A 17817-nucleotide genomic window follows, 5' to 3' on the forward strand; every position below is an offset into this window, starting at 1 on the left:
GATGGAGCAGTTCGTGAAGAATTTCCAGAAATGGACTGACACCTGGTGCTGAGGGAACGAATAGTTTCCGGCATACTGACTCGCATGTCGCAAGCTGGGCTGGTGCTCGTGGTCGAGGACGAGGACCCCGTGCGGAGGTACACCGTCAGCCTGCTCGAGGAACTCGGCTTCACAGTTCTGCAGGCCGCCGACGGTGTCGAGGCGATCGCGATCGTGCGTGAACGCGGCGCGGAGATCAGCGCGATGCTGCTCGACCACAGCATGCCGGGCCTGTCCGGCGAGGAGGTGCTGGCCGAGCTGGAGCGCGAGGGCATCGTCGTGCCGGTCGTGCTGACCAGTGGCCACGACCGCGCGCTGCTGGAGCGGCGGTTCGCCGGCCACGAGATCGCGGGCTACCTGCAGAAGCCGTTCCGCCTCGAGATGCTCGACGAGACGATCCGCGCCGTGCTGGCCAAGCGCGCTCAGGCCTCCTGAGTCAGCACCTCGCGCACGCGTTCGAGCAGCTCGGACTCCACGTACGGCTTGGTGATCAGCACCTCGCCGTCCAGGACCTCGTCCGTCGTGTAGCCGGACATGTAGATCACGGCGGGTGCCGCGCCGGCCGACCGGAGCAGGGCGACCAGTTCCGGGCCGCCCATCTTCGGCATCACCACGTCGGTGAGCACGAGGTCGATGGTGCTGCGGTGCTCGGTGGCCAGTTGCAGCGCCGCCTGCCCGTCACCCGCCTCGATCACCGCGTACCCCGCGGCCTCCAGCGAACGCCGGGTCATGACCCGCACCTGCGCGTCGTCCTCCACGAGCAGCACGGTCCCCGCGCCCTGGTGTGAGGTGACGCGGCGCGCGCACGGTGCCTCAGGCTTGCCGTCACGTTCGTGCGGCACGGGCAGGTAGACCTCGACGCTCGTGCCGAGGCCGGGCGCGCTGATCACCTCGATCTGCCCGCCGCTCTGCTGCACGATGCCGAACACCGTCGACAGGCCGAGACCGGTGCCCTTGCCGACGGGCTTCGTCGTGAAGTACGGCTCGAAGACCTGAGCCTGCACGTCCGCGTCCATGCCCGCACCCGTGTCGCGCACGCGCATCACGACGTACTCGCCGGGCCGCACACCCACGATCCGCCCGGTGTCGTCGGCGCCGAGTACAGCGTCGGCGATCGACACGGTCAGCGTGCCGCCGTCCGGCATCGCGTCGCGGGAGTTGACCGCGAGGTTGAACAGGATCTGCTCGACCTGACCCGCGTCGGCCCACACCCGCGAGACGTCCTCCGCGAGGTCCATCTCCAGCTCGATGTCCTCGCCGACGAGCGTGCGCAGCATCGAGTGGACCTTGGTGAGGGTGGCGTGCAGGTCGAGCGACTCCGGGTGCAGCACCTGCTGGCGGGTGAACGCGAGCAGCTGCCGGGTGAGGTTCGCGGCCCGCTCGCCCGCGTGCAGGATGTCCTCGATCGCGGTGCGGCGCGGGTCGTCCTGGAGGGTGCGCCGCAGCAGCATCTCGCTGTTGCCGTTCACCACCGTCAGGATGTTGTTGAAGTCGTGCGCGATGCCACCGGTCAGCCTGCCGATGGCCTCCATCTTCTGCGCGTGCCGCAGCTGCGCCTCTGTCTCGTCGACGCGCTCTTCCAGCCGTGCGCGTGCGTCTTTCAGTTCCTGCATCAGGCGGATGCCTCGGAGCGCGCTGCTGAGCTGCTGCTGCACGGCCTCGTAGATCCAGCCGGGTCCCAGGCCCAGTTCGAAGATCACGTACCCGAGGTTCTCCTCCTCGGTGTAGAGCGGGGCGAGCAGCGCACCGAACGGCTCGTCGCGCTGGAACGGGTACGGCGTCAGGTGCGTGGCGGGGAAGGGGCCGCCGGACCGGTCGGTGATCAGCTCGTCGTGCTCGTACCGAAAGACGGTGCGCGCCGTGCCGGGGGTGTCGAACGCCATCACGTGGCAGCCGGGGATGCGGAGCCGGGGGAGTTGCTCGACGAGCGCCTCGGTCAGCTCGTCCACGTCTCGTGACGCCACAAGTCGTTGGCCTGCTTCACGCACGGTCTGGTCGTGACGCTCGTGCGAGAGGTACTTGAACCGTGCGTCCGTGGCGAACGCATAGCCGACGAGGAGCTGCACGCGCAGCCACAGGTCGTTGATCAGCGTGGCGTCGCTGATCCGTGCCGTCACGAACCGATGCAGGTCGAACAGCGGTGGCCACCACCGTTCCGGCTCGCACCCGGCGCGCGCGCTCACGCGGATGTACTCGGCCAGCAGCGTGAGGAACTCCGCGCCGTCGACCTCACCGCGCCCGGCCGCCAGCAGCTCGACGATCAGCTGCTCGGCCCACCCGTCCGGCAGCCTCGCCGACAACGGGCCGAGCGAGTCGCGCAGGTGGTCGGCCACGGTGTGGGCGGTCGCCGACTCGAGGATGTTCGCGCGGCCGTGCGCGGGCGCGTGCCCGCCCAGCCCGGACGGCAGGCACCCGCACGACCGGCGCACGATCAGCTCGGTCGGCATGACCTGCCTGGGCGGCACGGGCTCGCCGCGCACGAGGGCCACTGCGAGCTCCGCCGCGCGGAACCCCATCTCGTGGAACGGCGCCCGGACCGTGGTGAACGCGGGCGTCGCCGCGTCGATGTTGAACTCGCGCCGCACCCTCGCCGGCGTGCCCTCGCCGGTGGTGGTGATGTAGCCGAGGTCGTGCGTGCGGACGTTCGTGTGGTTGTCGTACCCGACCACGGCGATGTCTTCCGGCGTGCGGAAGCCCAGCTCCTCCAGCGCGGACACGACCCCGATCGCGTAGTCGTCGTTCGCCGCGGCGATGGCGTCCGGCGGCTCCCGCAGCGACGAGATCATCTTGCGCACGGCGTCGCCCGCGCCGCTCGGTTCCCAGGTGAACGAGCCCGGCATCGTCACCAGCTCGGGATCCGGCACGATCCCGTGCTTGCGCAACGAGTCCACGTACCCCTGGTACCGCTCTTGAGCCCCCGTGTGCGACTGCGGTCCGCGCACGAACGCGATCCTGGTGCGTCCGTGCACCTCGATCAGGTGGTCAACGGCCTGTTCCATGCCGATCTGGTTGTCCATCAGGACAGTCGGCCACTGCGCGAGCGTCGTCTCCACGCTGACCATCGGCATCGGCGCGTACCGCTTGACGTACTCCTGCATGCCGTCGGACCCGACGAGTTGCCCCACGCGCGTAGTCCACACGACGAGCGCATCGATCCGATTCGGCGAGACCAGGTCGTACACCATGTTCGCGCGGCGCTTGTGCGGATCCGGGTGGTTCAGTTCGCTGCCCACGAAACAGAGCAGGTCGCACCCGAGGTGCTGGGCGCCGTCACTGACGCCACGCCACTGTTCGCCCGCGAGCTCGATGAGCGGGCCAGCGGTGATCATCCCGATGGTGGGACGTCGCCTCGCACTGCCGTTCGCCACAAAACCCCCGCTAGTCAACGCGATTGGGGATGATACGCGTTGTCGGGGGGAATGCCCGTCGTCGTCTCACCTGGGGAAAGAACTGTGGACACCGTGTTGGACGGTCTCGCGGAGAACCCTGCGCTGCCGTCGCGCCTGCTCGACCGCCTGGTCGCGATCGCGGACGGGGTCATGAGCCTGGAGCTGGCTCGCCGGGACGACCTCACCCCCGCCCACGTGCGCACTCTGCTGGCGCGCGACGACCACGCCGTTGTGCACGTCCTGCTGTCACAGGGCCTCGTCGCGCCCTCGGACGTGCCGCTGACGGATCCGTGGGTGGCGCTGGCGGTGACCGAGCACCCGTCCAGCGATCCGGCCGTGGCCCGCTCGCTGTCCGTGCATCCTGACCACGAGATCCGCGTCCGGCTCCCGGAACGGGCCCACCGGCTGCCGCCCGACGTGATCGACCGCCTGGCCCACGACCCGGACGAGTGGGTGGTCGCCGAACTCGTGCACTTTCATCCGCTGCCCGTGGCGCTGGCCGAGGAGCTGAGCGGCCATCCGAGCATCGAGGTGCGCAGGTTCCTGGCCGGCAGCCCGCACACGCCTGCCCACGTGCTGGTGCGCCTGAGCGGGGAGGACGGCCTGTCCGCGCGGCTGGCGACGAACCCGGCGACGCCCGCGCCGATCGCCGCGGACCTGGTGCGGCACCCGTCGGTCCACCTCTGGCTGGCCTCGCGCACCGACCTGCCGCCCGAGGTGTACTCGCAGCTCGCCACGAATCCGCGCCTGCACCCCGAGCTCGCCGCCAACCCCGCGGTTCCCGGTGAGCTGCTGCGCCAGTTGGAGGAGTCACGCGCGGTGCACCGCGCGCTCGTGAAGAACCCGGCGGTCCCGCTCGACCTGTTGGTCGAGGTCTCCTCGACCGAACGTATCGGTCCGTTTCCCGTACCGCGCGTTGCTTCCGCTTCGGAAGCCGAGCTACGCATGCTCGCTTCCTCATCGGTTGTGTCGGCGCGGGTGCTGGTGGCTGAGCGCGCGGATCTCCCGGCCGATGTGTTCGCGCGGTTGCTCGACGACCCCTCGCCCGGCGTTGCCGCCGCGATCGTGACGAATCCGGCGGTGACCGTCGACCAGCTCCGGTCGCTCGTCTCGCGGCACGGCCCGCGGCTGCACCCGTGGGCCGCTCGCAACCCCCTGTGCCCGCCGGATCTGTTGCACCAGATGGCCGAGCACGCCGAGGCGGAGGAGAAGACGTACCGGGCGATCGCCCGGCACCCGCAGGCTCGCGGCGAGACGTTGCTGCTGTGCCTGCACGATCCTCAGGCGCGGCACCTCGCGGCCTGCCATCCGAACCTGCCGCCGCCGATGATCGTCGAGCTGCTGGCGAGCGAGTTCACCGCACGTCCGGCGGCCGCCAATCCGTCGTTGCCGGTCAGCGTGATGGAGGAGTTGCTCGAGAATGTTGGATCGTGAGCGCCGACGGGCCGAGGCCTGGGTCGTACTCGATTGCACGGACGAGGTTCCCCACCCGGACCTGCTGGCGGCAGGGAACCCGGCCACCTCACCGGTGGCGCTGTTCCGGCTCGCGGCGCACGAGGACAGCGAGGTCCGCAAGGCGGTGGCGGCCCGGCGCGACCTGCCACGCAGGGCTGTCGAACGCCTCGCCGAGGATCCCGTCGCAGCCGTCCGGCGGGCCTTGGCCGGACGCGATGGAGGAGAGTTCAGCTCCACCACTTGATCAGGTTCGTCTGCTCCTTGCGGACCTCGTACCCGTTGGCCGCGTAGAACTGCCGCGCGTCCACCCGGTTCAGCCCGGTCACCAGCCGCACGCCGCGGGCCCCGTCCGCCCGCGCCCACTCCTCGCCGGCTTCGAGCAAACGCTTTCCCACGCCGCGGCGCTGGTGCCGGGGCGAGGTGGCCAGCGTGATCAGGTTCTTCAACGGCCGGTGGTAGGTGTTCTCGTAGTCGCTGAGCTGGATGTAGCCGAGCACCTCGGGGTCGGCGGCGACGAACAGCACCACGTTGGGCGCCTTGATGATCCGTGCCAGCTGCGCCCGCGTGTCCTCCAGCGGGAACTCGTAGCCGAGGGCCGAGCGGTTGATCTCGCGGATCGCGGCAGCGTCGTCCAGATCGGCTTCGCGCACGTGAATCATGTTGTCCCCCAACGAAAAAGGCCCCCTGCGCGAACGCAGGGGGCCGATGTTCTCAAGCCAGTGGTGGCCGGAACAGAGCGGGCACCTTCGAAGAGGCCGCCGTGTCCAGCAACCACAACGTGCGACGCCGCCCCGTCGCACCGGCCGCGGGCAGCTGAACCTCGCCCGCCCCGGACAGGGCCATCGCCACCGCGACAGCCTTGCCCGAGCCGGTGGTCATCAGCCAGACCTCCTGCGCCTGCCGCACCGACGACAGCGTCAGCGAGACCCGCGTCGGCGGTGGCTTCGGGCAGTTGCGCACCGCGACGACGGTCCGCTCCTTTTCGTACACCGCAGGAGAATCGGGGAACACCGACGCCACGTGCCCCTCTTCGCCGACGCCCAGCAGGCACACGTCGAAGGTGGGCACGTCGCCGTGATCCTCAGGCCGCGCAACGGAAGCCAGCAGCGAGGCGTAGGCCTCGGCGGCGGCTTCGGGGTCGTCGCCGAACTTGCCGTCCGAAGGCTCCATCACGTGCACACGCGAGGGATCCACCGGCACGTGATCCAGCAACGCCGCTCGGGCCTGGGTCTCGTTGCGGTCCGGGTGCCCGGACGGCAGGAAGCGCTCGTCGCCCCAGTACAGGTCCACGCGGGACCAGTCCACGGCGTCACGGGCGCCGTTGCGGTTGAGGTGCTCCAGCACGGCGGTGCCGGTGCGGCCGCCGGTCAGCACGACCGACGCGTAGCCGCGGGCGGCCTGGGCGTCGACCATGCGGGTGACCAGGCGGGCCGCCGCGGCGGCGGCCAGGAGGTCGCCGTCGCGGTGGACCACTACTTGGGGATTGCTCACGAACTCGCTTTCGCCTTGGACTTCTTCGAAGGGGTGGCGGCGCCGTTCTCCGAAGGCTCTTCAACGGCTTCGGGCTTCGCGGACGACGTGCGGCCCTTCGCGACCTTCGACAGGGACTTCAGCGCGGCGGCGTAGACCTCGTCCGGGTCGAGCCTGCGCAGTTCCTCGGCGAGGCAGTCGCGCACGGAACGACGCTGCAGAGCGACCCGGCGGGAGGGCTGGCCGGGCTGCGCCAGCGTGCCCACCTTGCCGTCCGGGCGGTGCAGGTCGACGTCGCCGGACGCGCGGCCCAGCCGGACCTGCACGATGCCCTCACCCGAGGTCGCCTTGAAACGCTTGGCGGACACCTTCAGGCGATCGGTCAGCCAGGCCGCCAGCAGGTCGGTGGACGGCGAGTCGGCCTCACCGGTCACCTCCGCCTCCAGGACCTTCTCGTGCGGCGGCAGGTCCAGCGATGCGGCGAGCATGGCGCGCCACAACGTCAGGCGCGTCCACGCCAGGTCCGTGTCACCCGGCGCGTAGTGCGCCTTGCGCGCCTCGAGGGCCTTGATCGGGTTCTTCTCCGCGGCCGCGTCGGTGATGCGGCGTTGCGCGAGCTGGCCGATCGGGTCCTTCGAGGGCGAGACCGGCGCGTCGAACGGCCACCACGCCACGACCGGGGTGTCCGGCAGCAGCAGCGGCATCACGCAGGACGCGCCTTCCTTGGCGAGTTCACCGTACAAACGCAGCACGACGACCTCGGACGCGCCGGCGTCGCCGCCGACGCGGATCTGCGCGTCCAGGCGAGGTGCCGCCTGACGAGCGCCGCGGGCCACGACGATCACGCGACAAGGGTGCTCGCGCGACGCGTCGTTGGCCGCGTCGATCGCGGCGTCGGTGCGCTGGCCGTCCTCGGTGACGATCACGAGGGTCAGCACGCGACCCAGCGTGGTGGCGCCACCCTCGTCGCGCAGACGGACCAAACGCGAGTTGATCTGGGACGTGGTGGTCGAGGGCAGGTCGATGATCACGGACGCCTCCAGTGCCTTCCGGTCCTGGCGGTCATCGCGTCCGCCGACGGCGGTCCCCAGGTTCCCGCCTTGTACTTCTCGAGCGCGGGCTCGTCCTTGCGTGCCCAGAAGTCGAGGATCGGGTCGAGGATCTCCCAGGAGAGCTCGACCTCGTCGTTCTTCGGGAACAGCGACGGCTCGCCGAGCAGCACGTCCAGCAGCAGCCGCTCGTAGGCCTCCGGCGACGACTCGGTGAACGAGTGGCCGTAGCCGAAGTCCATCGTGACGTCGCGGACCTCCATCGTGTTGCCCGGCACCTTCGAGCCGAACCGGATGGTCACGCCCTCGTCCGGCTGAACCCGGACCACCAAAGCGTTCTGGCCCAGTTCCTCGGTCGCGGTGTCGTCGAACGGCAGGTGCGGCGCGCGCTTGAACACGACCGCGACCTCGGTGACACGACGGCCCAGGCGCTTGCCGGTGCGCAGGTAGAACGGCACACCCGCCCAGCGGCGCGTGTTCACCTCGCAGGTGATCGCGCCGAACGTCTCGGTGCGGGACTCGGGCGAGAAACCGCCCTCCTCCAGCAGACCGGGCACCTTCTGACCGCCCTGCCAGCCACCGGTGTACTGGCCGCGCGAGGTCGTCTCCTCGAACGGCTCCGCCGGCCGCGTGGCCGAGAGGATCTTCACCTTCTCCGCCCGCAGGTCCGACGGCTTGAAGGAGACCGGCTCCTCCATCGCGATCAGCGCGAGCAGCTGCAGCAGGTGGTTCTGGATGACGTCCCGCGTCGCGCCGATGCCGTCGTAGTAGCCAGCGCGGCCACCGAGACCGATGTCCTCGGCCATGGTGATCTGCACGTGGTCGACGTAGTTCGAGTTCCAGATGGGTTCGTACAGCTGGTTCGCGAACCGCAGCGCCAGGATGTTCTGCACGGTCTCCTTGCCGAGGTAGTGGTCGATGCGGAACACCGACTCCTCGGGGAAGACCTCGTTGACCGTCTTGTTCAGCTGCTTGGCCGACTTGAGGTCGTGGCCGAACGGCTTCTCGATGACGACGCGACGCCACTGGTCGTCCTGCGTCTGGGCGAGCCCCGCGCGCTTGAGCTGGTTGACCACCGTCGGGAACGCGCCCGGCGGGATCGACAGGTAGAACGCGTGGTTGCCGCCCGTGCCGCGCTCGGCGTCCAGGGCCGCCAGGCACGCCGCGAGGTTGTCGAACGACTGGTCGTCGTCGAACGTGCCCTGCACGAACCGGATGCCCTCGGCGAGCTGCTGCCACACGGCCTCGTTGAACGGCGTGCGCGCGTGCTCCTTGACCGCGTCGTGCACGACCTTCATGAAGTCCTGGTCGGCCCAGTCGCGGCGGGCGAAGCCGACGAGACCGAAGCCCGGCGGCAGCAGGCCCCGGTTCGCGAGGTCGTAGATCGCGGGCATCAGCTTCTTGCGCGACAGGTCACCGGTCACACCGAAGATGACCAGCGCGCTCGGGCCCGCGATGCGGGGCATGCGCTTGTCACGCGCGTCCCGCAGCGGGTTGCGCCACTTGTCGGATGCGGTCACGAACCGTCCTCCTGGACTGCCTCGACGAGCTGGGCCAAGCCTGAGATGCGGTCCTCGAGGTGAAGCCGCAGAACCGGCCGACCGTGTTCGACCAGCACCTGGCCGTCGCCGAGCGCCTGCGCGAGCTGCAGCTGCGCCAGCGTGTAGGGACGGCCGGGCACCTCCAGGTCGTCGCCGGACTCGCCGGTGATCTGGATGAACACGCCGTTCTGATGACCGCCCTTGTGGTACTGGCCGGTCGAGTGCAGGAAGCGCGGACCCCAGCCGAACGTGGTCTGCAGGTGCGTCCTCTTCGCGATCTCCGCGCGGAGCAGCTCGAACGACGCGTCGTCGATCCTGTCCAAGTACGCCTGAACCGAGATGTAGCCGAACTCGGGCGCCACTTCGACCAGCGCCGCAAGCGCTTCCGCGACGGTGTCGACCTTGCGCGGGGCCCAGTCGGTGCCGTGACCCTCGACCGGTCCATCCACAAAGGACGGCGTGGTCGCGGCGACGGCGGGCGCGTCGAGCAGCGCGCGGGAGGCCTTCTTCGCGGCCTCGACGTCCGGCTGGTCGAACGGGTTGATGCCGAGCACCCGGCCGACGAGCGCGGTCGCGTACTCCCACAACAGGAACTGCGCGCCGAGCTTGCCCTCGACCGCCAGGTGGGCCGAACCGGTGGCCGGTCCGATCGCGACGGTCGTGGCGTCCGAACGTGCGTCCACGAAGCCGGGAGCGCCAGGACCCTCGACCACGACAGGCAGCAGGCCCGTGCCGTGCTTGCCGGTCGACTCGGCGATCAGCTGCTCGGCCCAGTCGCCGAACCCGACGATGCCCGAACCGGAGTCGGCGAAGATGATCTTCTCGGCGCCGTGCGCGTGCGCGGCACCGAAGACCGCGGCCAGCACGACCGCCGGGTTCTCGGCGGAGTCCTGCGACACCAGCTTCGCGACCTCGGCCGCGTCGTCGAGCAGCGACTCGACGTCCGCACCGGCCAGGTAGGACGGCACCAGGCCGAACGCGGTCAGCGCCGAGTAGCGGCCGCCGACGTTGGGATCGGCCAGGAACACCTTGCGGTAGCCCGCTTCCTCGGACGCCTTCTGCAACGGCGAGCCGGGGTCGGTGACCACCACGATGCGCGACGCGGCGTCGATGCCCGCGTCGGTGAAAGCCTTCTCGAAGATGCGCCGGTGGCTGTCGGTCTCGACGGTCCCACCGGACTTGGACGACACCACGATCACCGTGCGCTCGAGGTCACCGGCGAGAGCGTCGGCGACCTGGGCGGGATCGGTGGTGTCCAGCACGACCAGCGGCACGTTCTGCGTCCGCGTGATCACCTCGGGGGCCAGCGACGAGCCACCCATCCCGGCGAGCACCACGCGGTCGACGCCCTCGGCGTGCAGTGCGGCGCGCAGGGCCACGAGCTCGGGGAGCAGTGAACGGGACGTCTCGTGCAACGTCGTCCACGAGAGACGAATGCTCGCCTCGGACTCGGCTTCCGGCCCCCACAGGGTCGGGTCCTGCGCGGTCAGCTTGCTCGGCACCGAATCCGCGACCAGGTCAGCAGCGATGGTGCTGACCTGGTCGGCGTTCGGTGACCTCACGATTTCGACGGAGGTCACTTCGTGATCAGCCCTTCAGTTGAGCCAGTTGGTTCGTCACCGTCTCGAGCAACTCTTCCCAGGACTTCTCGAACTTGTCGACGCCCTCGGTCTCGAGCACGTTGAACACGTCCTCGAGGTCGATTCCCACGGCGGCGAGCTGGTCGAACACCTCCTGGCCCTCAGCGGCGCGGCCGGTGACCGTGTCACCGACGATCTTGCCCCCGTCGGCCACGGCGTGCAGCGTCTTCTCCGGCATCGTGTTCACGACGTCGTTGACGACGAGCTGGTCGACGTAGAGGGTCGGGGAGTAGCTCGGGTCCTTCACACCGGTCGACGCCCACAGCGGACGCTGCGCGTTGGCGCCGTCGGCCTTCAAAGCCTCCCAGCGCGAACCCTGGAAGGTCTTCTGGAACGCGCCGTAGGCGATCCACGCGTTGGCCAGAGCGGCCTTGCCGCGCAACGCCTTCGCCTCGTCCGTGCCGATCTTGTCGAGACGCTTGTCGATCTCGGTGTCCACGCGGGACACGAAGAACGACGCGACCGAGTGGATCGACCGCAGGTCGTGGCCGTTCGCCTTGGCCTGCTCCAGGCCGGCGAGGTAGGCGTCCATGACGGCCTGGTAGCGCTCGGTGGAGAAGATCAGCGTGACGTTGACGGAGATGCCCTCGGCGATCGTCTTGGTGATCGCCGGCAGGCCCGCCTCGGTCGCCGGGATCTTCACCAGCAGGTTCGGCCGGTCCACGGTCTTCCACAGGTCCTGCGCCTCGGCCACGGTCTTGTCCGTGTCGAACGCCAGGCGCGGGTCGACCTCGATGGAGACGCGGCCGTCCACACCGTTGGTCGAGTTGTAGATGTCGCGGAACTTGTCGCACGCGTTGCGCACGTCCGTCGTGGTGACCTCGCGGATGGTCGCCTCGGTGTCGGCACCCCGGTTGGCGAGCTCACGCACCTGCTCGTCGTAGGACTCGCCCTTCGACAACGCGCCCGCGAAGATCGTCGGGTTCGTCGTGACACCGACGACGTTCCAGTCGCGGATCAGCTCGTCCAGGTTGCCGCTGGTGAGACGCTCACGGGACAGGTCGTCCAGCCAGATGGAGACACCCGCGCCGGACAGTGCTTCCAAAAGCGGCTTGCTCACTTGTTACCCCTCACTCGCTCCAGCGAACGGCGCGCCGCGGCAACGACGTTCTCCGTCGTGAAGCCGAACTCCTTGAACAACGTCTGGTAGTCGGCCGAGGCGCCGAAGTGCTCGATCGACACGATCTCGCCCGCGTCGCCGACGTGGCGGTACCACGGCTGTGCGATGCCGGCCTCGACCGCGACGCGTGCCTTCACCGACGACGGGATGACCGACTCGCGGTACTCGGCGTCCTGCTTCTCGAACCAGTCGAGAGAAGGCATCGAGACCACACGCACTGCAACGCCCTCGCCCTGCAGAACCTTTCCAGCCTCGTACGCCATCTGCAGCTCGGAGCCGGTGCCGATGAGCACGATCTCCGGGTTCTCGTCACCGAAGAGCACGTAACCACCGCGCTTCACGCCCTCGGCCGAGGTGCCCTCGAGCGTCGGGACGTTCTGGCGGGTCAGCGCGAGGCCGACCGGGCCGAGCTGCTCCAGCACGGCCTTCCACGCGAACGCGGTCTCGTTGCCGTCGCCGGGGCGCACGACCGCGAAGTCCGGGATCGCGCGCAGGGCCGCGAGGTGCTCGATCGGCTGGTGCGTCGGGCCGTCCTCGCCGAGACCGATGGAGTCGTGCGTCCACACGTAGGTGACCGCCGCCTGCATGATCGCCGCGAGCCGCACGGACGGGCGCATGTAGTCGGAGAACACCAGGAACGTGCCGCCGAACGGGCGGGTCGGGCCGTGCAGCGCGATGCCGTTGAGGATCGCGCCCATCGCGTGCTCGCGGACACCGAAGTGCAGCACGCGGCCGTACGGGTCGGCCTTCCACATGCCGGTGGAGATCGACTCAGGGCCGAAGGACTTGGCGCCCTTGATGGTCGTCAGGTTCGACTCGGCCAGGTCGGCGGAACCGCCCCACAGCTCGGGCAGCGCGCCGGCGAGCGCGTTGATCACCTCGCCGGAGGCCTTGCGGGTCGGGACGCCCTTGGCGTCGACCGGGTAGACCGGCAGCGCGTCCGCCCAGCCCGCGGGCAGCTGACGGGCGATGAGACGGTCCAGCAGCTTCTTGTTCTCCGGGTTGGCCGATGCCCACTCGTCGAACGAGGACTGCCACTGCGCCTTGGCGTGCTCGCCGCGCTTGACGACCTCGCGGGTGTGGTCCAGGACCTCGTCGGTGACCTCGAAGGTCTGCTCGGGGTCGAAGCCGAGGATCTCCTTGGTGGCCTTGACCTCGTCGGCGCCGAGTGCGGCACCGTGCGCGGCACCGGTGTTCTGCTTGGTCGGCGCCGGGTAGCCGATGATCGTGCGCAGCAGGATGAAGGAGGGCTTGTCGGTGACGGCCTTGGCCTTCTCGACGGCCTCGAGGATGCCCTTGACGTTCTCGCCGGACTCGACGACCTGGACGTGCCAGCCGTAGGCCTCGTAGCGCTTCGCGGTGTCCTCGGACAGCGCGATCGTCGTGTCGTCCTCGATGGAGATCTTGTTGTCGTCGTAGAAGACGACCAGGTTGCCGAGCTGCTGCGTGCCGGCCAGCGACGAGGCCTCGGAGGTGACGCCCTCCTCGATGTCACCGTCGGAGGCGATCACGTAGATGCTGTGGTCGAACGGGCTCTGGCCCGGCGCGGCGTCCGGGTCGAACAGGCCGCGCTCGCGGCGGGCGGCCATGGCCATGCCGACGGCGGAGGCGAGACCGGAGCCCAGCGGGCCGGTCGTGATCTCGACGCCCCTGGTGTGGCCGTGCTCGGGGTGGCCGGGGGTCTGGGAACCCCACGTGCGCAACGCCTTCAGGTCGTCCAGCTCCAGGCCGTAGCCGGAGAGGAACAGCTGCACGTACAGCGTCAGGCTGGAGTGGCCCGCGGACAGCACGAACCGGTCGCGGCCGATCCAGTCCGGGTCGGCGGGGTCGTGCCGCAGGACGCGCTGGAACAGCGTGTAGGCCAGCGGCGCGAGGCTCATCGCGGTGCCGGGGTGCCCGTTGCCGACCTTCTGCACCGCATCCGCCGCGAGCAGCCGCGCGGTGTCGACGGCGCGCTTGTCGAGCTCCGTCCAGTCGTCAGGCAGATCGGCCTTCGTGAGCCGGGTGATGTCGTCGGTGACGGTCACGGACTTACAGCTCCACTCTTGTCGCTAGGGCGGGCAGGCTTGATCGATCCCGAAAGGCCTGACCCGCGTCTCTCCCTCAGTCCTCCGGCCAGCCTAGTCCTGAGAGATTCAGATGTTGCTCTGAAAGGTCTCAGGCGGGTGTGTGCCGAGGCACACCAGCACCCGAACGGGCTGTGAATTCTTTGCGCGGTTACCATCAGTCGCTGGTTTTCACACCTGTCTCAACACGAGGAGCGTTCCCGCGATGAGTGCCGTCCTCGAGGCCCCCGCCAGGTCGCCTCGCCAGGTAGTTGGCGCCTACGTGGCACTCACCAAGCCGCGGGTCATCGAGCTCCTGCTGATCACCACGATCCCCGCGATGCTGCTCGCCCAGCACGGCCTGCCGCCGCTGTGGCTGATCGCCTGCACGCTCACCGGCGGCACCCTCGCCGCGGGGTCGGCAAATGCCCTCAACTGCTTCGTCGACGCCGACATCGACGCGGTCATGAAGCGGACGACGGCCCGGCCGCTCGCGCAGAACACCATCCCGCCGCGCAACGCCCTGATCTTCGGCGTCGCGCTCGGTGTGTTCTCGTTCGGGTTCCTCGGGCTCTTCGTGAACCTGATCTCCGCCGTGTTCGCGGTGGCCACGATCCTCTTCTACATCTTCGTCTACACGCTCGTCCTCAAGCGCCGCACCTCGCAGAACATCATCTGGGGCGGCATGGCGGGCTGCATGCCCGTGATCATCGGCTGGACGGCGGTGACGGGCACCGTCGAGTGGCCCGCGCTGGTCATGTTCGGCGTCATCTTCTTCTGGACTCCGCCGCACACCTGGGCCCTCGCGATGAAGTTCAAGGAGGACTACGCCCGAGCAGGCGTGCCGATGCTGCCGGTGGTGGCCACAGCTCAGCAGGTGACGCGGCAGATCGTCATCTACAGCTGGATCACCGTGGTCTGCACGCTCGCCCTGGCCCCGGTCACCTCGTGGATCTACGTGGCCGTGGCGGCTCTGTCCGGCGTGTGGTTCGCCGTTTTCGCTCACAAGCTGCACAACGTCGTGCGCCGCGGCGGTTCCACGAACACGATGAAGTTCTTCCACATGTCGAACCTCTACCTGATGCTCGTGTTCTGCGGTCTCGCCGTGGACGCGGTGGTCGGGTTGCCGGTGCTGGGCTGGCCGTTCTAGCTGCACCTCCTGGCCTACGGCTGTGACGTCCGTTGAGTTCACCGTCACCGGTGGTGAAGGCTCGCCACTGGAGTTCGTCGCCGCCCTGACACCCGCCTGTTCGCTCGTCGTGATCACCGATCCGGGCGGCTGGGCGCAGGTCAGCCAGGGCCTCGCGGTGGGACAGACGACGACCACGGCGATCCCCACGCGGGTGCGGGTGCTGAAGTGTGCCGTTCTGGACCTGAGGCATTTCCCGTCGGCGCAGGCGCTGCCCCCGATCGCGGACGTCCCCGGTGAGCTGGTGGCGCTGCACGACACGCGGTCCTGGGACACGGGTCCGGTGGTCCAGGCGCTGCGCGGGCTCGGGCGGCCGGTCGTGCTCTTCACCGCCGCGCACACGTGGGTGGCCGGGGTGGATCCCTCGTCGGTGCTGATCGGGTGGAGCGCGCCGCACGTGGTGCTGGCGGTACCCCGCGGCGCCGGTGAGGGGCGGGTCGAGGACGTCGTCTGGCAGTTCCGCGAGCTGGAGCGGCGGCGGATGGTCAGCTACACCGCGCTGCCCGAACCGCCAGAGCCCGACCACGATCGCGAGGTCAAGGTCGTGGTCGCGCTGCCCGGTGCGACCGAGGGCATGGCGGGGGCGTTGCGGCCGGGTGCGGACTACGAGGTGTGGGTGCACGTCGGTGCGCACCCGGCCCGGTTGCCCGGCGACCTCGAGCTGCGGGCGGTGCTCGGCATGTCCGGGCGCGAGGTGCAGGCCGAGCCGTTCGTGCTGCCGGCCGACGGCGCGAGCCCGTGGGTCAGCTTCGACGTCACCACGCCCTACGCGGCGGTGCCGTGGAGCGGTGAGCTGGTGATCTACCACGGCGTGGCGCCGGTGCACGTCCAGCAGGTCCTGCTGCCGGTCGGCGCGGGTGAGTCGCGGGCCCGGTTGCGCCACCGCCTGTCGCGGACGTTCGCGGACATCGGCCCGCTGGCCTCGCGTGCCGCGTCCATCACGGTGCTCGGCGACCGGGCGCTGGTGGCGATCGGTGCCGACCTCGCCTGGATCAGCGTGAAGGTCGACTGCGAACCACCGCGGGTGTCCGGGCTGGATCACTGGTACGGCAAGGAGATCCCGGCGTTCTGCGCGGACCTCGCGGCATTGGCGGTGCGGGGTGCCGCCCTTTACTCGCGGCTGTTCCCGGACGGCGCGGCGATCCCGCCGGGCGCCGTGGTGACGGTGCTCGGGCCGACGCGCGTGCCGTGGGCGCTGGTGTACGACCAGCCGTTCACCGACGGGCCGTACCGGGTGTGCCCGTCGGTGCAGCGGTTCGGGCCGTTCGGTGCCGGGGGAGTGGTGCCGCCGCGCTGCCCGGAACCGGATCACAGCGGGAACGTGTTGTGCCCCTTCGGTTTCTGGGGACTGTCGAGGGTGCTGGAGCAGCCGGCGGGTCCGCTGGTGCGGGAGGTGCCGCCGCGCTCCCGCCCGGTCGAGGTGGCGCTGGCCGTCGATCCCGGGCTGGACCGGGCGCTCACCCAGCGGCACGTGGCAGAGCTGATGTCGTTCCTGCCGCCCGAGTCCATCTCGTCCGCGTACGTCAGTCCGGCGGAACTGGGACCCGCGCTGCCGGACATGAGCGCGGACGTCGTGCACCTGGTCTACGACGAGGGTGTCCTTCAGCCCGTGGAGATCGAGGGCTGGCAGCACCGGCCGCTGGTGGTGACGACGTCACCGGCGGCGGACCTCGTGGACGGTTTCGTGAACCAGGCGGGCGCCGCGGGCGTGATCTGCCCGGAGGTGCCCGTCGACCAGGGCATGGCGGGCTGGGTGAGCGGGCTGCTGCTGGCCGCGCTGGCCGAGGGGATGAGCGCGGGGGAGGCGTTGCGCCGCACCCGCTGGGAGATGCTCGGCCGCGGCAACGTCATGGGCCTCGCCTACACCCTGCACGCCGGCGCGGACCTGCGCCTCAGGTGATCTCCAGGTAGACGCCGTGCGCGCGGCTCACCGCTGTGCGTGCGAGGCCCGACAACGCGCTGAGATGCGCGAACGCCTCGTGGAAGCCCATGTCGGCCTGGGGTGCCCACGTCAGCGCCACGTCGTGCATGCGGGCCGGATCGGCCTTGACCAGCTGCGCGACGAGCCCTTCGGGCAGCTCGAACACGTCGTGTTCCGGCAGCGGCTCCCACACACCGGTGAACAGCTCGTGCCAGACGGCGACTGCTTCGCGGGCGTCGTAGTCGCCTGCCGGGACTGAGTCGCCGTTGCGGGATTCGCCGTTGTTGATGAAGAACGTGCTCAGGACGCCACCTTGGTCAGCAGGTCCTCGACGCACGGGTCGTCGAGGGATTCGACGATGCACTGCCACAACGAGAGGTTCGCCTCGGCCCACTTGGTGTAGGTCGCGGCGGCCTCCGCATCGTAAAAGTAGTAGCCCTGGTCGGCTTTGCCCACCTGCTCGCCCACGATCTTGTGCGCGAGCTCTCTGAGCGTGATGCCGTTCTCCTGCAGGTACTTGTGCGCCAGCACGACCGGCGTCACGGGCAGCGCCTTGAACAGCGTGTCCGCGTCGGACAGGGCCTGCGCCTCGAGCGAGATGTCGCGGCCGCGGGTGCGCATCTCGGCCTCGACGACGATGCGTTCGATCCACTCGATGTCGCCGATGCTGACACCCGCGACGAACAGGGTCTTCCTGCGCAGCGCCTCGCCGTCGGTCGGCAGCGAGTTGCGCCGGACCATGTAGTTGAGGTCGTGCACGAGCGCGGCGACCTCGACGACGTCCTTCGCCGCGCCGTTGCGCTCGGCGAAGTGCACCGACTTGTCGCGGACGAAGCTCACGTGGTGCCAGCCGTGGAACTGCAGCTTCGCGGCCAGGTCCTCGCACAGCCGCTTCACGCGCTGCTCCACGTCCGCGATCACAGATCTAGGAATCGTTGTGCGCGTACGCATCATCAGCC

The 17817-nt window shown here is 69.6% G+C and carries 15 protein-coding genes; 5 read left to right on the forward strand and 10 right to left on the reverse strand.

Annotated features, from left to right (window positions below):
* Positions 1 to 84 precede the first annotated feature (84 nt).
* Positions 85 to 474 (forward strand): response regulator, encoded by a 390-nt coding sequence (locus ACIA8G_RS31390; protein WP_396422288.1) that lies wholly within the window; start codon positions 85 to 87, stop codon positions 472 to 474.
* Here ACIA8G_RS31390 and ACIA8G_RS31395 read toward each other — a convergent pair.
* Positions 462 to 3368, reverse strand: a complete 2907-nt coding sequence (locus ACIA8G_RS31395) for a substrate-binding domain-containing protein (protein ID WP_396422289.1) — start codon at positions 3366 to 3368, stop codon at positions 462 to 464. The two genes, ACIA8G_RS31390 and ACIA8G_RS31395, sit on opposite strands and share 13 nt — an antisense overlap.
* Before the next feature lie 123 nt (positions 3369 to 3491).
* Here ACIA8G_RS31395 and ACIA8G_RS31400 point away from each other — a divergent pair, with 123 nt between their 5' ends.
* Complete coding sequence (locus ACIA8G_RS31400) at positions 3492 to 4862, forward strand: hypothetical protein (RefSeq protein WP_396422290.1); 1371 nt, start codon at positions 3492 to 3494, stop codon at positions 4860 to 4862.
* Complete coding sequence (locus ACIA8G_RS31405; RefSeq protein ID WP_396422291.1) at positions 4849 to 5127, forward strand: hypothetical protein; 279 nt, start codon at positions 4849 to 4851, stop codon at positions 5125 to 5127. The genes ACIA8G_RS31400 and ACIA8G_RS31405 overlap by 14 nt, the downstream gene beginning before the upstream one ends.
* On the opposite strand, the gene ACIA8G_RS31410 is transcribed toward ACIA8G_RS31405, so the two are convergent.
* From ACIA8G_RS31410 to tkt, 7 genes are all read right to left on the reverse strand, one after another.
* Entirely contained in the window at positions 5111 to 5533 is a 423-nt protein-coding gene (locus tag ACIA8G_RS31410; protein WP_396422292.1) for a GNAT family N-acetyltransferase, read from the reverse strand. The two genes, ACIA8G_RS31405 and ACIA8G_RS31410, sit on opposite strands and share 17 nt — an antisense overlap.
* A 61-nt stretch (positions 5534 to 5594) precedes the next feature.
* A complete protein-coding gene (gene pgl, locus ACIA8G_RS31415) occupies positions 5595 to 6374 on the reverse strand; it encodes a 6-phosphogluconolactonase (protein ID WP_396422293.1) in 780 nt (259 codons plus the stop codon).
* Complete coding sequence (opcA, locus tag ACIA8G_RS31420) at positions 6371 to 7384, reverse strand: glucose-6-phosphate dehydrogenase assembly protein OpcA (protein ID WP_396422294.1); 1014 nt, start codon at positions 7382 to 7384, stop codon at positions 6371 to 6373. The genes pgl and opcA overlap by 4 nt, the downstream gene beginning before the upstream one ends.
* On the reverse strand, positions 7381 to 8868 hold the full coding sequence (zwf, locus tag ACIA8G_RS31425) for a glucose-6-phosphate dehydrogenase (protein WP_396422365.1): 1488 nt from the start codon (positions 8866 to 8868) through the stop codon (positions 7381 to 7383). The genes opcA and zwf overlap by 4 nt, the downstream gene beginning before the upstream one ends.
* 50 nt (positions 8869 to 8918) lie before the next feature.
* Positions 8919 to 10505 carry a glucose-6-phosphate isomerase gene (locus ACIA8G_RS31430; protein ID WP_396422295.1) on the reverse strand — a complete coding sequence of 529 codons (1587 nt, stop codon included), beginning with the start codon at positions 10503 to 10505 and terminating at the stop codon, positions 8919 to 8921.
* 25 nt (positions 10506 to 10530) lie between these two features.
* Positions 10531 to 11643: a transaldolase gene (gene tal / locus ACIA8G_RS31435; RefSeq protein WP_396422296.1), complete on the reverse strand. Its 1113-nt coding sequence runs from the start codon at positions 11641 to 11643 to the stop codon at positions 10531 to 10533.
* On the reverse strand, positions 11640 to 13730 hold the full coding sequence (tkt, locus tag ACIA8G_RS31440) for a transketolase (RefSeq protein ID WP_396422297.1): 2091 nt from the start codon (positions 13728 to 13730) through the stop codon (positions 11640 to 11642). Before tkt ends, tal begins: the two co-directional genes overlap by 4 nt.
* Positions 13731 to 13974: 244 nt before the next feature.
* Between tkt and ACIA8G_RS31445 the strand changes: the two genes are divergently transcribed.
* Together ACIA8G_RS31445 and ACIA8G_RS31450 are read left to right on the forward strand one after the other, a co-directional pair.
* On the forward strand, positions 13975 to 14898 hold the full coding sequence (locus tag ACIA8G_RS31445; protein WP_396422298.1) for a heme o synthase: 924 nt from the start codon (positions 13975 to 13977) through the stop codon (positions 14896 to 14898).
* Between the two features lie 22 nt (positions 14899 to 14920).
* Entirely contained in the window at positions 14921 to 16837 is a 1917-nt protein-coding gene (locus ACIA8G_RS31450; protein ID WP_396422299.1) for a hypothetical protein, read from the forward strand.
* Here the strand turns inward: ACIA8G_RS31450 and ACIA8G_RS31455 are convergent.
* Positions 16830 to 17195 carry a hypothetical protein gene (locus ACIA8G_RS31455; RefSeq protein WP_396422300.1) on the reverse strand — a complete coding sequence of 122 codons (366 nt, stop codon included), beginning with the start codon at positions 17193 to 17195 and terminating at the stop codon, positions 16830 to 16832. The genes ACIA8G_RS31450 and ACIA8G_RS31455 overlap by 8 nt on opposite strands.
* Positions 17159 to 17809: an HD family phosphohydrolase gene (locus tag ACIA8G_RS31460; RefSeq protein WP_396422366.1), complete on the reverse strand. Its 651-nt coding sequence runs from the start codon at positions 17807 to 17809 to the stop codon at positions 17159 to 17161. Before ACIA8G_RS31460 ends, ACIA8G_RS31455 begins: the two co-directional genes overlap by 37 nt.
* Positions 17810 to 17817 lie beyond the last annotated feature (8 nt).

Source organism: Lentzea sp. NPDC051213 (genome assembly GCF_044455585.1).
Taxonomy (GTDB): domain Bacteria; phylum Actinomycetota; class Actinomycetes; order Mycobacteriales; family Pseudonocardiaceae; genus Lentzea.